Annotated in this window: 9 protein-coding genes; 5 read left to right on the top strand and 4 right to left on the bottom strand. The window is 71.9% G+C overall.

Annotated elements, in window-relative coordinates:
* Window positions 1-231 precede the first annotated feature (231 nt).
* Window positions 232-768 (top strand): hypothetical protein, encoded by a 537-nt coding sequence (locus EDD90_RS37260; RefSeq protein WP_311737238.1) that lies wholly within the window; start codon window positions 232-234, stop codon window positions 766-768.
* A gap of 271 nt (window positions 769-1,039) precedes the next feature.
* On the opposite strand, the gene EDD90_RS37255 is transcribed toward EDD90_RS37260, so the two are convergent.
* On the bottom strand, window positions 1,040-1,564 hold the full coding sequence (locus EDD90_RS37255; protein WP_123977340.1) for a hypothetical protein: 525 nt from the start codon (window positions 1,562-1,564) through the stop codon (window positions 1,040-1,042).
* 343 nt (window positions 1,565-1,907) lie between these two features.
* Between EDD90_RS37255 and EDD90_RS37250 the strand changes: the two genes are divergently transcribed.
* On the top strand, window positions 1,908-6,728 hold the full coding sequence (locus EDD90_RS37250; RefSeq protein WP_260328376.1) for a family 43 glycosylhydrolase: 4,821 nt from the start codon (window positions 1,908-1,910) through the stop codon (window positions 6,726-6,728).
* 32 nt (window positions 6,729-6,760) lie between these two features.
* Window positions 6,761-7,093, top strand: a complete 333-nt coding sequence (locus EDD90_RS37245; RefSeq protein ID WP_123977338.1) for a VCBS repeat-containing protein — start codon at window positions 6,761-6,763, stop codon at window positions 7,091-7,093.
* On the opposite strand, the gene EDD90_RS37240 is transcribed toward EDD90_RS37245, so the two are convergent.
* The 3 genes from EDD90_RS37240 to EDD90_RS37230 all read right to left on the bottom strand — a co-directional run bounded on the left by EDD90_RS37240 (window position 7,094) and on the right by EDD90_RS37230 (window position 10,046).
* The gene (locus tag EDD90_RS37240; RefSeq protein WP_123977336.1) at window positions 7,094-7,450 is read right to left on the bottom strand and encodes a hypothetical protein; all 357 of its coding nucleotides are present in this window, start codon (window positions 7,448-7,450) and stop codon (window positions 7,094-7,096) included.
* A 150-nt stretch (window positions 7,451-7,600) separates the two neighbouring features.
* Window positions 7,601-8,578, bottom strand: a complete 978-nt coding sequence (locus tag EDD90_RS37235) for an NADPH:quinone reductase (RefSeq protein WP_123977334.1) — start codon at window positions 8,576-8,578, stop codon at window positions 7,601-7,603.
* 154 nt (window positions 8,579-8,732) lie between these two features.
* The gene (locus tag EDD90_RS37230) at window positions 8,733-10,046 is read right to left on the bottom strand and encodes an esterase family protein (protein WP_123977332.1); all 1,314 of its coding nucleotides are present in this window, start codon (window positions 10,044-10,046) and stop codon (window positions 8,733-8,735) included.
* 216 nt (window positions 10,047-10,262) lie between these two features.
* On the opposite strand from EDD90_RS37230, the gene EDD90_RS37225 reads away from it, so the two are divergent.
* Window positions 10,263-13,133, top strand: a complete 2,871-nt coding sequence (locus EDD90_RS37225; RefSeq protein WP_185149369.1) for a LuxR family transcriptional regulator — start codon at window positions 10,263-10,265, stop codon at window positions 13,131-13,133.
* A 140-nt stretch (window positions 13,134-13,273) separates the two neighbouring features.
* Window positions 13,274-14,899 (top strand): protease pro-enzyme activation domain-containing protein, encoded by a 1,626-nt coding sequence (locus EDD90_RS37220; protein WP_123977330.1) that lies wholly within the window; start codon window positions 13,274-13,276, stop codon window positions 14,897-14,899.
* Window positions 14,900-15,336: the final 437 nt, after the last annotated feature.

The raw sequence follows: 15,336 nt of genomic DNA, 5'->3' as shown, positions 1-15,336 counted from the left end.
GCCGCCCGGTACGCCGCCCTCGGCCGTGGCCGCCGCCGGGCCGGACTCCCGGCCCTCCGCCCGCTGCGCGGGCCCGGTGGACGGCTGTCTGCCGGAGCGGACCGCCGTGCACCTCACGACCTCACGACCTCCCGGCTCGAAGCACTCGCCGCTTCCGTCCACCGCCCGGCGGTCGCCGATGGCGCGCAGGACAGACCTTCACCTGGCAGGAGCCCCTCGGACAGTCCTAGAGTGCGCGGAGTCGATCCGATGTCGGCGAAGGGCGGCGGCATGACCGGCAGGGGCTTGGCCGGCGGTGTGACCAGGATCGGCGTCACCGGGCACCGTGTTCTTCCCGATGCCGTGCGGTCCGCCGTGCGGGAGGGGATGCGCGGGCTGCTGGGCGGTGAGGCCGAGTTGCTGACCAGTCTCGCGGCGGGGGCGGACCAGCTGTGCGCGGACCTGGCGCTGGCGGCCGGCGCCCGGGTCACCGCCGTGATCCCGGGGACGGACTACGAGGCCCAGTTCGAGGACGCGGCGGCGCTGGCGTCCTACCACCGGCTGCTCGCCCGCTGCACGACCCGCGTGGACCTGCCGGCCGAGCCCTCGCCGGAGGCGGCGTACGACATGGCGGGGCGCTGGGTCGTGGACCACTGCGGGCTGCTGGTCGCCGTCTGGGACGGCCGCCCGGCCCGCGGACGCGGCGGCACGGCCGAGGTCGTCGAGTACGCCCGGGCCAACGGCCGCCGGGTCACCGTGCTCTGGCCACCGGGGATCCTGCGCGACTGACCACGTCGACCGTCCACCCGGGAGACAGCCGATCGCGGCCTCTGCTCCTGCCGGTTGCCCGGTCTCAGTACGGCAGAATCCGCCCGGAAGGCGTCCTGCGGTCGATCTCCTGCCCCCGGGGAGCGGGCCGACGAACGACGCGTACTCGGATCCGACCGTCCATGACGCCCTCCTCTTGCCGAGCCCTGACCCGTACCTGGTGTCCGGTAGGAGGGCTCTGCCCCGCACGTGACAGATCCAAGCCTCGTGCGGGGCAGGAAAGTTGGTGCGGTCAGCTCAGGCCGAGGTCGGACAGGGCCGTCGTCCAGTCGGTGACGATCGCGTCCTGGGCGTCGGCGAGGCTGACGGTGCCTGCGCAGACGGCCTTCTTGAGCTTGTTCTCGACGGTGTCCTTGTTGGCGGCGGTCTTGGTGCCGTACTCCGGTTCGGGCCAGAGGTTCAGCTCGCTCTTGGGGGCGCCGCCGAGCTCCAGCGGGACGAAGTGGTCCTCCTCGTAGTCGGAGGTGCTGGTGTCGGTGTAGCCGTACTCGACGATCTGCTTCTTCTTCAGCGCGGTGGTGTAGGAACTGGACGGACGTACGGTCGCGGTCCAGCCGGAGACGCAGATGGTGGAGTCGATGGTGCTCTGGGTGACGTCGGGGTTGAAGTCACCGGGCTGGCAGCTGGGGTCGGGGAGCGGGAGGTAGGCCTGGCTGCACGACTGGGCGTGGGCCGTGCCGGTGGTGATGGTCAGGCCCGCGACGGCGAGGGCGAACGCGGAGACGCCGGTGACGAGGGGGCGAGGTATTCGGGACATGTGGGGGTCTCCCGGTGAGGTGCCCGGCACGTTTCCGGGCAGTCGTGGGCATGACAGCACCGGGGGCTCTATGCGGGTAGACCTCTTTGCCTGGGACGGGTACTGCTTAGTTGAAGATTGGACGCGAGCCGGGCAACCGTAGGCCAAGTCATGGCCAGAGCTTGGTTGTCGGCGCAACGGCCCAGCTCAACACACCGCCGGGAGCGGGGAATCCGGCCGCCTTTCACGTTCGACCAGTCGGACATCGTTCGAAAGCTCTTGACGGGCAGATGTACAGCGTTTGACACTCTCGCAACGCGACGTCATCTCCATGTAACGACAAGGGACTTGGCAGGGAGCCGTCATGACGCACACCGCACGACCCCGTGGCCGCGCGAGACGCCGGGCGGGTCATCTCGCCGCACTGGCCGCCGCGTCGACGCTCCTCGCCCTCGCCGGACCGGCCCTCCCCGCGGTGGCCGCGGCACAGGCCGCCGAAGCCACCGCCCCCACCGACGGCCTCGCCCTCTGGTACCCCCTGGACGCCGGCACGGGCACCACCGTCCCCGACGCCTCCGGCAACGGCCGCGACGGCACCCTCAACGGCACCGCCGACTGGTCGGCCGCCGGCCAGGGCCTCGGCTTCGACGGCTCCGACACCTACGTCAAGGTCCCGGACGACGTCATGAAGGGCATGGACGCCATCACGGTGTCCCTGGACGTGCGGATCGACTCCGCCCAGTCCACCCCGTACTTCCTCTACGGCTTCGGCAACTCCAGCGGCAGCAGTGGCAACGGCTATCTCTTCACCACCGGCAACTCCTTCCGCACCTCCCTCGCCACCGGCAACTGGTCCACCGAGCAGACGACCAGGCCGTCCGACTCCCACAACCTCACCCGGTCGGTGTGGAAGCACATCGCCTACACCCAGACCGGCACCACGGGCGTGCTCTACGAGGACGGCGTCGAGGTCGGCCGCAACACCTCCGTCACCATCACGCCCGGCGCCATCGGGTCCGGCAGCACCGTCGCCAACTACATCGGCAGGTCCGTCTACTCCGGCGACAAGCTCTTCAAGGGCCGCATCCGCGACTTCCGCGTATACGACCGCGCCCTGGACGGCTCCGAGGTGGAGCAACTCGCCCTGCCCGTCGACGCCCAGGGCGTCGCCGACGACAAGGCGGCCCTGAGCCTCGGCGACACCGGTGCCGTGACCGCCGACCTGGACCTGCCGAAGACCGGTACGGCGGGCGGTTCGGCCATCAGCTGGTCCAGCGACAACCCTGATGTCGTCTCGGACTCGGGCAAGGTGACCCGGCCCGCCGCCGGCTCCCCCGACGCCCGTGCCACGCTCACCGCGACCCTCACCAAGGGTACGGTCACCGACACCAGGACCTTCGACATCACCGTCCGCGCCGACTTCGACGACGCCACCGCCACCGAGCAGGCCGCCGACGCCCTCACCGTCCACAACGTCGACGACGTCCGCGGCAACCTCACCCTGCCCGACACCGGCGCCTATGGCACGGCCGTCACCTGGTCCTCCGCCGATCCGGACGTCGTCTCCGCCGACGGCACGGTCCACCGTCCCGCGCACGGCGAAGGAGCAACGACCGTCGACCTGACCGCGACGGTCACCAAGGGCGACGCGCACAGCACCCGCACCTTCACCGCACGCGTCCCCGAACTCCCCGCCAGGGAAGCCCTCAAGGGCTACATGTTCAGCTACTTCACCGGCGAGGGCACCGCCGACGGCGAGCAGCTCTACGCCGCCCTCAGCAAGGGGAACGACCCGCTGAACTGGCGGGAGTTGAACGACGGCAAGCCCGTCCTGACCTCCACCCTCGGCGAGAAGGGCCTGCGCGACCCGTTCATCATCCGCTCCCCCGAGGGCGACAAGTTCTACCAGATCGCCACCGACCTCAGGATCTACGGCAACGGCGACTGGGACGCCGCCCAGCGCACCGGCAGCAAGTCCATCATGGTCTGGGAGTCCACCGACCTCGTCCACTGGACGAACCAGCGACTGGTCAAGGTCGCCCCGGACAGCGCCGGCAACACCTGGGCGCCCGAGGCGTTCTACGACGCGAAGCTCGGTGAGTACGTCGTCTTCTGGGCGTCGAAGCTGTACGACAACGCGGCTCACTCCGGCGACACGTACAACCGCATGATGTACGCCACCACCCGCGACTTCTACACCTTCAGCGAGCCCAAGGTGTGGGTCGACCGCGGCTGGTCGATCATCGACTCCACGATGATCCAGAAGGACGGGACCTACTACCGCCTCTCCAAGGACGAACGGAACAACACCTCCTCCACTCCCAACAGCAAGTTCATCTTCGAGGAGAAGAGCGACTCGATCCTCTCCACCGACTGGACGTCGGTCGCGGAGGGCATCGGCAAGGGCGCGATGAGCGCGGCCGAGGGGCCGTTGGTCTTCAAGTCGAACACGGAGGACAAGTGGTACGCGTTCCTTGATGAGTTCGGGGGGCGCGGCTACATCCCCTTCGAGACCGACGACCTCGACTCCGGCGTCTGGACGCCGGTCACCGACTACGACCTCCCGGCCAAACCCCGCCACGGCACCGTGCTCCCGGTCACCCAGGCCGAGTACGACCGGCTCCTCCGCGCCTACCAGCCCGACCAGTTGGTGGAAAGTGTCGAGAGCGTGAAGGTGAAGACGCGGACAGGGCAGGCCCCGGTCCTCCCCGCCACCGTCATCGCCTCCTACGCCGACGGCGTCGACCGGCCCGTGGCCGTCACCTGGGACGACGTCCCGGCCTCCGCCTACGCGCAGCCCGGCACCTTCACCGTCACCGGCAGCCTCCCGGACGGCACCGCGATCCCGGTCCAGGCCGAGGTCACCGTGTCGGAGGAGGGGCCCGACGTCCCGGCCGACCTGTTGCTGCACTACGACTTCGACGAGAGCGGTGGCAATATCGCCGTGGACAGCAGCGGGCACGGCTATCACGGCACGTACGTCCGCACGCCCGCCTTCGGTACGGGGGTGAAGGGCGGCTCCTTCAAGATGTCGGGAGACGCGACGAGTTCGCCGTATGTGAAGATCCCGAACGGGGTGCTGAAGAACGCCGACAGCATGACCGTGTCGACGTACGCCAAGTGGAAGGGCGGCGACAGCTTCCAGTGGCTGTTCGGGCTGGGTCCCGACAGCGACAAGTACCTCTTCGCCACCCCGTCCAACGGCGGTTCCAGCCTCTACTCGGCCATCACCAAGGCGAGTTGGTCGGCGGAGTCCAAGCTGACGGCCGGCACGCAGCTCACGCCCGGCCAGTGGCGGCACGTCACCGTCACCCTCGACGGCCCGACCGGCACGATGGTCCTCTACGTCGACGGCATCCAGGTCGCCCGTACGACGACCACCATCAAGCCGTCCGAGCTGTACGACGCGAGCAAGGACTACACCGGCTACATCGGCCGCTCCCTGTACTCGGCCGACCCCTACTTCGGCGGTGAGGTCGACGACTTCCGCATCTACGACCGGGCCCTGTCGGCCGCCGAGGTGATGGAGCTCAGCGGCAACACGGCCGGAATCGCCAAGGCGGCCCAGACCGGTCTGAAGGTCGATGCCATCGTCGACGACGCGGACAGCAGGATCACGCTGCCGATGACCGAGGGCACCGATCTCACCGCCCTCGCCCCAAAGTTCACCCTCGCCCACGGCGCCGCGATCAGCCCGGCCTCAGGGAGCGTGCAGGACTTCAGCAAGCCGGTGACCTACGAGGTGACGGGCTCCGACGGCAAGCAGCGCACCTGGACGGTCTCGGCCCTCATCATGAAGAGCCCGGTACTGCCGGGGCTCAACGCCGACCCGAACATCGTCCGCTTCGGCGACACCTTCTACATCTACCCGACCTCCGACGGCTACGACGGCTGGAGCGGCACCCAGTTCAAGGCGTACTCCTCCACCGACCTCGTCCACTGGACGGACCACGGCGTCATCCTCGACCTGGGCCCGGACATCAGCTGGGCGGACAGCAGGGCCTGGGCGCCGACGGTCGCCGAGAAGGACGGCAAGTACTACTTCTACTTCTGCGCCGACGCGAACATCGGGGTGGCGGTCTCCGACTCGCCGACCGGGCCCTTCAAGGACGCCCTCGGCAAACCGCTCCTCAAGTCCGGTGACTTCAGCGGCCAGATGATCGACCCGGCCGTCTTCACGGACGACGACGGGCAGTCGTACCTCTACTTCGGCAACGGCCGTGCCTATGTGGTCCCGCTGAACGCCGACATGACGTCCATCGACACCTCGAAGGTCCAGGACATCACGCCGAGCGGGTACAACGAGGGCTCGTTCGTCATCAAGCGCAACGGCGTCTACTACTTCATGTGGTCCGAGAACGACACCCGCGACGAGAACTACCGCGTCGCCTACGCCACCGGCCCCTCCCCCAGCGGCCCCTGGACCAAGCGGGGCGTGATCCTCTCCAAGGACCTCTCCCTGGGCATCAGGGGCACCGGCCACCACAGCGTCGTACATGTCCCGAACACCGACGACTGGTACATCGCCTACCACCGGTTCGCCATCCCCGGCGGCGACGGCACCCACCGCGAAACCACCATCGACAAGCTGGAGTTCGACGCGAACGGGCTGATCAAGCCGGTCGTACCGACGCTGACGAGTATCGATCCGGTGACCGTCGTGCACGCGGGGCCGGACGTCAGCGGGACGGAAGGGGGCGCGATTGCGCTCGCCGGCACGGTGTCGGGGGCCGGTCCCGGCAAGTGGACCCTCCCCGCGGGTGCCCCCTGCACGGTCGCGGACCCCGGATCGGCCGCCACCACCGTCACCTGCACCGACAACGGCACCTTCACCCTCACCCTGACCGGCGGCCGCAGCACCGACACCACGACCGTGACCGTCTCCAACGCCCCGCCGGTCATCACCGACGCGCACGGCCACGGCGACCGGCTGGTGACCCTCACCGTCCGCTTCACCGACCCGGGCCGCTCCGACACCCACACCTGCGTCGTCGACTGGAAGGACGGCACCCGCCCGACACAGGGCAGGGTCCGCGGCTCCGTCTGCCGTGCCGAGCACCTGTACCGGAGGCCCGGCGGGCACCGGCCGGTGGTCACCGTCAGCGACGACGACGGGGGGACGGCCACCGTCGCCGTACCCCTCCGGCCGCGGAACTCCGGGAAACCACGGTCCGGTAACACGTGACTCACAGGCGGTGCCCGTAGGTTCCCGTGCCCATGACAGACACCCTGGAGGTCTACGCCGGGAACGGCGACGGCACCTTCCAGGACCCCGTCGACCACACCACGTCCGTCCTGCCCGTCTCCGTCAACTCGGCCGACGTCAACGGCGACGGCATCCCGGACGTGCTGGTCTCCTCCGACAACGGCAACTCGGTCTCGGTCCACACCGGTACCTCGGGCGGTTCGCTGAGCGAGCTGACCGAGCTGTCGGCGGACGGCGCCTACGAGGCGACCGCCGCCGACGTGACGTCCGACGGCACCAAGGACCTGCTGGTGGCGAGCAGCAGCGACGACGCGGTGGACGTGTTTACCGGCTCGTGCAGCTGATCAGCTCACCGTCAGAGTGATCGCCCCGCTGTAGTCCCCGCCCGGCTCGATGGCGGTCGGCTCCCCGTCGACCGTCATCGAGACCGTGCTCCCGGCGGGCGCGGCCACCGCGGAGTCCGCCGACAGGGTGAGCCGGCTGAGGTACGAGGTGCCGGTGACCGTCCACTGCGAGCCGCCGTCGAGCGTCACGACCACCCCGTTGTTGACGACCGGCTGCGCGGTGTTGGTGACATGGCCCAGTTGGGCGTACCCGGCGGAGGTGATGGTGCTGAGGGCATGCCGGGACTCGGAGGCCGACAGCACGCCCGCGACGGTCGCCGCGTCGAAGCCCAGCACCATGTTCCGGCCGGTGCGCATGGCGTTGCAGACGGTTCCGGATAGCCGCGCAGTCTGCCCCAACCCCCGCCCTACTGTCGACAGTTGAGCGAGATTCTAAGAATCGGTCGCCATTGACCACTGAAAACCGGACTAGTGTCGACACTCATCCGGAAATCTCATCCAGAAAGCTCATCCGGAGACCCGGAGCACCAGCTTTCCTCGGACCCCGCCCGACTCCAGCCGGGCGTGGGCCTCGGCCGCCTCGCCGAGCGGCAGTACGTCGACGGCGCGCGGGCGCAGCAGACCGTCGGCCGTCAGCCGGGCGACATGGGCGGCGGCCCCGGCCAGTTCGTCGGTGCGGGCACCGGAGATGGCGAAGCCGTGCACCGACCGGTCGTGCGTGTACAACTCCCCGGCGGGCAGGACGGGCCGGGTCCGCAGCCCCGCCATGACGACGACCCGTCCGCGAGGCGCGAGCAGGCCGAGCGCGGTCTCCAGGTCGTTGCGCCCGGAGGTGTCGAGGTACAGGTCGACCCCGTCGGGTGCGGCCTCCCGGATCCGCCGGGCCGCCTCGGGATCCCGGTAGTCGACCACCCGCCGGGCGCCGAGCGAGCGGCAGTGGTCCGCGTCCCGGGCCGAGGCGACGGCCACCACCCGGGCCCCGGCCTGGGCGGCCGTCACCACGGCGGCGGCACCGACGTTCCCGGCGGGCCCGAGGATCACGACGGTCTCCCCCGCGCGCAGCCGCCCATGGGTGAACAGCGCGAGGCAGGCCGTGGACGCCGGGTGGGCGAGCGCCACCGCGTCCACCGCGCCGACGCCGTCGGGCAGCCGGTACAGACGGTCGTACGGCACCACGGCCTGCTCGGCGGCGGCGCCCTGCCGGCCGGCGTGCCCGAGGCTGCTGCACCAGACCCGGTCGCCGGGGCGGAAGCCGGGTGCACCGGGGCCGGCCGACACGACCGCACCGACCAGGTCGCGGCCGATGACGAACGGGAAGGACAGCGGTGTCCGCCAGGCCCCGGACCGTACGAAGGTGTCCACCTGGTTGACGGCGGTCACCTCGACGTCGACGAGCACGTCCGAGGGCCCGGGCTGCGGAGGGGGCAGTTCACCGACCCGGATGACGTCCGGCGAACCGAGCTCTTCGATGTAGGCGGCAAGCATGGCCCGGATTCTTCTCCGGGCAAACCGGTTCCCGCCGGTCCCGTGCCGCACACGGCCGGTGTTCCGCCAGAACGGCCTCACGGCCACCCTCGCGAGGGTGGCCGTGAGGCGTCGACAGGCCGGACGGGAAGGCCGTACGGCGGATGCGCGACCGTCACTTGTGGGTCGCGGCCGTGGGCCTCGGTTCCGTGCCCTCCGCCCGCAGGGAGCCGCGGTCGGCGCTGGGCGACGGCGAGGGCGAGGGCTTGCCTCCGGCCTCGTTCGCCTTCTTCGGGTGGTGCTGGGGTACGACGTCCTGGGGGAAGGTCAGCTGGTCGTTCATCCACTTCAGGGTGGCGGGCAGCTCCCGCAGCCAGGTGGGGAAGTTGTGGCTGCCGCTCTCGGGCAGTATCGAGACGACCCGCATGGGCGCCTTGACGGCCTTGATGAAGGCCTCGGTCTCCGGGTAGCCCTTCTCGCCGTTCTTGCTGTGGGCGACCAGGACCGAGACCTGCGGGACGGGCAGGTGCGCCAGCCGCCACATCAGGTCGTGGCCGTCGACCCGGGCCTGGCGGCCCAGACCGCTGCCGAAGAGGTTGCCGGTGGTGGGGTCGTCCTTGACCTTGTAGTCGGGCGACAGGGCACCGGCCGTGGTGTAGACGTGGGGGTCGCGCATCGTGAGCTGGAGGGCGCAGCTGGCGCCCGAGGAGTACCCCATCACGCCCCAGGAACTGGCGTCGTGGCCGGCCCGGTAGACGGACTTGATCGCCAGCGGGAGGTCCTTGGCCAGGAACGTCTCGGTCTGCGGTCCCCCGGGGACGTTCACGCACTCGGTGTCGCGCGGCGGGGCGATCGTGGGCCGGATCATCACGATGATCGTCGGCTGCATCTCGCCCTTGCTCTGCAGCTCCGCGGCGGTCTGCGGGACCCGCAGGTGCTGGGCGAGGTTGTAGATGGAGCCCGGGTAGCCGCTGAGGGCGACGATGACCGGGAAGCGCTGGCGGTGGTACGCCTTCTGGAAGTACTGCGGCGGCAGATAGACGAAGGCCGGGTCGACGACGCCGGTGCGCTTGCCGATGACCTTGACCGAGTCCACCCGGCCGACGACCGCGGGCGGCCCGGAGGGCAGTCCGCTGACCCGGCTCAACTGCTGGTCGCCGGCGGGCTGTACGAGCGAGCCGTGGACGTTGCTTATGCCGCTTATCGTGCCGTCGCCGTTGTCGCCGGACGCCTGGGTCACGCCCACGGGGGCGGTGTCGACGTTGCCGAACAGCTCGTTCCAGGAACCGAAGAACTGGTACGACGAGTTCACCCCGCACGCGAACGCGGCGACGATCGTCACCTGTGTCACCCCGATGGCGCCCAGCCGACCCAGCACATGCCACAGCCCCGGCTTCGCGAGGCGTGGCCACAGCCAGACCAGCAGCGCCACACACAGGGCGGACAGCGCCACCATCGCGTATACGGTCGTTCGACTGGTCAAACCCATGTCACTTAGTCCTGACTTCCCTACCCGTGCACATTGCCTACGCACAGAAGGAGGGCCGAAGGGCCTTCCGCGTTCCGTAACGAGGGATTCAGGAAGAAGTCATTGCCTGTTCCTTTATGTCACACCGCGGCCCTTACCCATGTCACACCGGGGACGAGGCCCCCGGAGGTGACCGATGTCATTGACAAGCCGATCACCGAGGGTTGTCATGAACACATGCTTCTGACCGGGCGCCGTGCGCTGCTCGACGCCGCCCGGGTCCAGGCGGCGGCGCGTCCCGGACTGCTCCTCCACGGCCCCGCCGGCATCGGCAGGTCCACGCTCCTGACGGCCCTGGCCGCCGATGCCCCGCCGGGCGGCACGGTGCTGCGCTGCGCGCCCGCCGAGGAGGACGCCCGGCTCCCCTTCGCGGCGCTCGCCGACCTGTTGGCGCCGGTCCCGGAGAGCTGTCTCGCGGCCCTGCCGGCCGAACCCCGGGCGGCGCTGCGGGCGGCCCTGTTGCAGGGGCGCGAGCCGGCGGACGGCCGCGGTCTGCTCGCCGTGCGCGTCGCCGCCCTCGACGCGCTGCGCACACTGGCCGTGACCGGCCCCGTCCTGCTGGTCGTCGACGGCCTGCAGTGGCTCGACGAACCGACCGCCGAGGTCCTCGCCTTCGCCGTACGGCGCCTCGAAGGCCACGGGGTACGGATGCTCGCCGCCGAGCGGGTGGCGGACGGCGGCCAGCCCGAGCGGCTGCGCTGCTGCCCGCCGGGCACCGTCGAACTGCCCGTGCCGCCGCTGACGGACGACGAGACGGCGGACCTCCTGCGCACCGACCTCGGCGGCGACCTGCCCCCGGCGCTGCTGCGGGCGGTCCAGGACACCGCCGCCGGAAACCCCTTGTACGCGCGGGAGTTGGGGCGGGCCGCCGCCCGGCACGCGCCGGCTCCCGTCGGTTTCCCCCCGGTTCCGCCGGTGCCCCCGGGACTGCGCAACCTCCTTCTGTCGGGGGCCCGTTCGCTGCCGGAGGCGGTCCGGCACACCCTTCTCGTCGCGAGCGTCGCCGCCCGCCCCAGCCTCACCCTGCTGCGCGCCGCCGGCCTCCCCGACCCCGCCGCGGACCTCGGGGAGGCCGAACGGCTCGGCATCGCCACGGCCGACGCGGAGGGGACCGTACGTTTCCGGCACCCCGTGCTGCGGGCCGCCGTGCACGCCGACGCCCCCGAGCACGGCCGGCGGCAGGCGCACGCGCTGCTGGCCCGCGCGGCGGCCGAGCCCGTGGAGCGGGCCCGCCATCTCGCGCTCGCCCACCCCTACGCGGACGAGACCACCGCCCGCACCGTGATGGCCGCGGCCGGCTCCGCCCGCCGTGCCGGGCTCCCCGGCGCCGCCTTCGAACTGGCCGTTCTCGCCGCCCGCCGCACCCCCGCCGGGCTCCCGGCGGAGCGGGCCGAACGGCTGCTGGCCGCCGCCGAGTACGCGTGCGACGCCGGACGGCCCGAGGAGGCCGGCGAGGCCGCCGGGGACGTCCTCGCCCGGTCGGACTCCGCGGCGCAGCGGGTGCGGGCCCGGCTGGTCCTGCTGCGCGGCGCCGGGCAGGCCCTGGAGGGCGCCGGGGAGCTGATCGAGGACGGCCTCCGGGACGCGGCCGGCGATCCCCGCGCCGAGGCACAGCTGCACCACTGGGCCGCCGTACGGGGGCTGCTGTGCGGGGAGTTGGCGGCGGCGGCCGGGCACGCCGGGCGGGCCGCACGGCAGGCGGCCGCGGCGGGCGACACGGACACCGGGATCGGGGCGCTCGCCACCCTCGCCCGGGTGCGGTCCCTGGCCGGGGAACCGGTCGCCGCCGACACCGCGCTGGCCGAGGCCCTCGCACTGGCCGGCGGCGCCGACGGCGGCCCCGAGAGCCGGCGGCTGGTCCGGATGCGGGCGATCCTCGCCCTGGACTCCGACCGGGTCACCGAGGCCCGCGACCAGGTCGTCCGGCTGCTCGCGGCGATCGGCGAGTCGGCCGGGGCCGAGGAGGTGCTGGCGACCGAGGTGGCGCTGACCCGTATCCAGGTCCGCGCCGGGCACTGCCGCGAGGCCCTGCACACCGCGGCCCGCTGCTCCCGGGTGATGGACCGGGCCGCTCCGGCGCTGTACGCCCGGGCGCTGGCCGCGACCGCCGGCGGCACCGCCGACGAGGCCCGGACGCTGGCCGCGCAGGCGGTACACGCCTCGGAGGCCGACGGCGACCGGCTGTTCCTGCTGCGCGCACTCGCGGTGCTCGGGCAGGCCGAGCTGCTCGGCGGCGATCCGCGCGGGGCGGCGGCCGCGGTCGAGGCGCTGCAACGCGTCAAGGAGCTCGGCGAGGCCATGTGCGCCGCCGACCCGCCCCTGCTGCACTGGTACGGCGACCTCGCCGAGGCCCTGGTCGTGCTGGGTGAGACCGGTGCGGCCGGAGACGTTCTCCGCGACGCCCGGGCACGTGTGCCGGACGGCGCGCCCGGCAGCGTACTGGCGGCGCTGGAGCGGGCGGAGGGCCTGCGGGAGGCTGGGCTCGGCCAGGCGAAGGAGGGGGCGGTACGGCTGCGCACCGCCGTCGACCGGCTGCGCCGGCTCCCGCTGCCCATGGAGCTGGTACGCACCCTGATCGCGCTCGGCGCGGTCGAGCGCCGGGCCCGCCGCCGGAACGCGGCACGTGAGGCGCTCGCCGAGGCCTTGGAGACGGCGACCCGGATCGGCGCGGCTCCGCTCGCGGCCCGGGCCGGGGAGGAACTGGCCCGGCTGGACGCCGGGGAGCGCGGCGGCGAGGCGGGCGGGCCCGAACTCACGCCCACGGAGGCCCGGATCGCCGAACTCGTCGGCGGCGGGGCGACCAACAGGGAGGTCGCCGCGGAGCTGTTCATCAGCGTCAAGACGGTGGAAGGGGCGCTGTCCCGGGTCTACCGCAAGTTCGGCGTCCGCTCACGGACCGCGCTGGCCCATGCGATGGCGGTCGCGGTCATCGCGTCCGGAGCGGCCGTGGCCGCGGGCGACGACCGACCGGGGCCCGCCGCCCAGGTGGTGACGTCGAGTCAGCCGTCCCGGGCCCGTCTGCCCCGCCCCCTCGACACACGCCGTTGACGTGCCATCCACGGTGACATCCGCAGTTAACACATGACGCAAGGGTTCCCCCGCTTACGAGGGTGGGGCCGGAGTTCCTACGGTGATCCCGTTCCGCTTGCGGGACACACTCCCCACCCCCCACTTTCCGGAGGACTTCGGTGAAGTCACGCCTGAAACTGCTCGGTCTGGTCGCCGCGCCGGCCCTGGTCGCGGCGGTCGTCCCCGCCGCCTACGCGGCCGACGCCCCGCACACGGCCCGCGCCGCCGTCGCCGGAGACGTCCTGCCCGGTCTGAAGCACAACGCGTCCCGCACCGGCGAAGTGGCCTCCGGCAAGCGGATATCGGTGGCGATCAGCCTGACCCCCAGAGGCGGCAACGCGCTCGACACCTTCATCGCCAAGGTGAGCGACCCGCACTCGGCCGCCTACGGCTACTATCTGACGAAGGGCCAGTTCGCGGCCCGCTTCGGCCGGACCGACGCCGAGGTCAAGCAGCTCAAGGACTACCTGCGTTCACAGGGGGTCACCGTCGGCAAGGTGCACCCGGGCAACCTGCTGGTCGACGCCAGCGGCACCGCCGCCCAGCTCCAGAAGGCCTTCGGAACCCGGCTGTCGACCTGGAAGGACGCGAAGTCGGGCCGCTCCTTCTATGCCAACGACAGCGCGCCGACCCTGCCGTCCACCCTCGCCTCCATCGTCAGCGACGTGGCCGGCCTCAACAACCGCGTCCAGCTGCACCACCAGGCGACCCCGCGCACCGTCTCCCCGCACAACGGCCCCGGCGGCGGCTACACCCCGGCCCAGCTCAAGGGCGGCTACAACGTCTCCGGCACGTACACCGGCAGCGGCCAGAAGATCGCGCTGCTGGAGTTCGACGGCTTCCAGCAGTCCAACATCACCAAGTACGACACCAACTACAGCCTCGGCTCGCCCACCCCGACCGTGTCCAAGGTGGACGGCGGTTCCGGTGCGCTCGGCGACGGCCAGGTCGAGGTCGAGCTGGACATCGAAGTGCTGCACGCGATCGCCCCGAAGGCGAACGTCACGGTGTTCGAGGGCCCCAACTCCGACGCCGGCGAGGTCGACACCTACCAGGCGATCGTCGACAGCGGCATCCCGACCACCTCGATCAGCTGGGGTGCGGCGGAGAGCGCCCGCACCACGTCCAACATCAACGCGGTGGACGCCGTCTTCAAGGCGGGCGCCGCGGAGGGCCTCGGCTTCTACGCGGCCTCGGGCGACGACGGCTCGGACGACGCGGGCGACGGCGGTACCTCCGTCGACTACCCGGCCAGCGACCCGTACGTCACGGGCGTCGGCGGCACCAAGCTGACCGTCACCTCCGCCAACGCCTGGAGCAAGGAGGTGGCCTGGTCCGGCGGCGGTGGCGGCAAGTCCACCGTCTTCAAGATCCCGAGCTGGCAGACCGCGGTCCAGAAGAGCGCCGGCGGCGGCTACCGCCAGGTCCCGGACGTCTCGGCGCACGCCAACCCCAGCCCCGGCGTCTCCATCTACTCCCAGGGCTCGTGGTCCTCGGTCGGCGGCACCAGCGCCGCGGCCCCCGAGTGGGCGGCGTTCGCGGCCCTCTACAACCAGCAGGCCGCGGCGGCCGGCAAGGCCAACCTCGGCTTCGCCAACCCCTCGCTCTACTCGGCGAGCGGCACCGGCTTCCACGACATCACCAGCGGCAGCAACGGCGCCTACTCCGCGGCCACCGGCTGGGACTTCACCACCGGCTGGGGCTCGTACAACGCCTCGACCCTGGCGGCGAAGCTCCTCGGCTGACGGCACGGCCACAGGGGCCGGCGCGGACGGGGATGACTCCCGGCCCGCGCCGGCCCGCTCGCGCGTGCGTGCCCCGAGACGGCGGTCCTCCGGGTGCGGCCCCGGTGGGGGCTGGTCGCGCAGTTCCCCGCGCCCCTTTCAGGGGCGTCCACTCGGCGCCCCTTCAGGGGCGCGGGGAACTGCGCGAGCGACCGCGACGCGCCCGCACCCGGAACTCACCGGCGTGCCGTGCTGCGGAACACCGTCACCTGACGTCGACGAAGTCCCCGGCTGCCGTGGCCGGGCCGGTGGTGGCCGTGCCGGTGAAGACGTAGCCGCCGCCGAACACGTTGTGCGCGGCGGTGGCGCTGATGCCCAGCAGGGCAGTCGTCCGTCTGAGACAGGGCGGTCGTCCGCCTCTCGTACCGTCGCCCGCCCGGTGCCGAGCACCGGGGGGG

Origin of the sequence: Streptomyces sp. Ag109_O5-1 (assembly GCF_003814875.1) — a bacterium.
Classification (GTDB): Bacteria; Actinomycetota; Actinomycetes; order Streptomycetales; family Streptomycetaceae; genus Streptomyces; species Streptomyces sasae.
The sequence above is the reverse complement of the archived record's forward strand: the minus strand, read 5'-3'. Positions and strand labels throughout refer to the sequence as shown.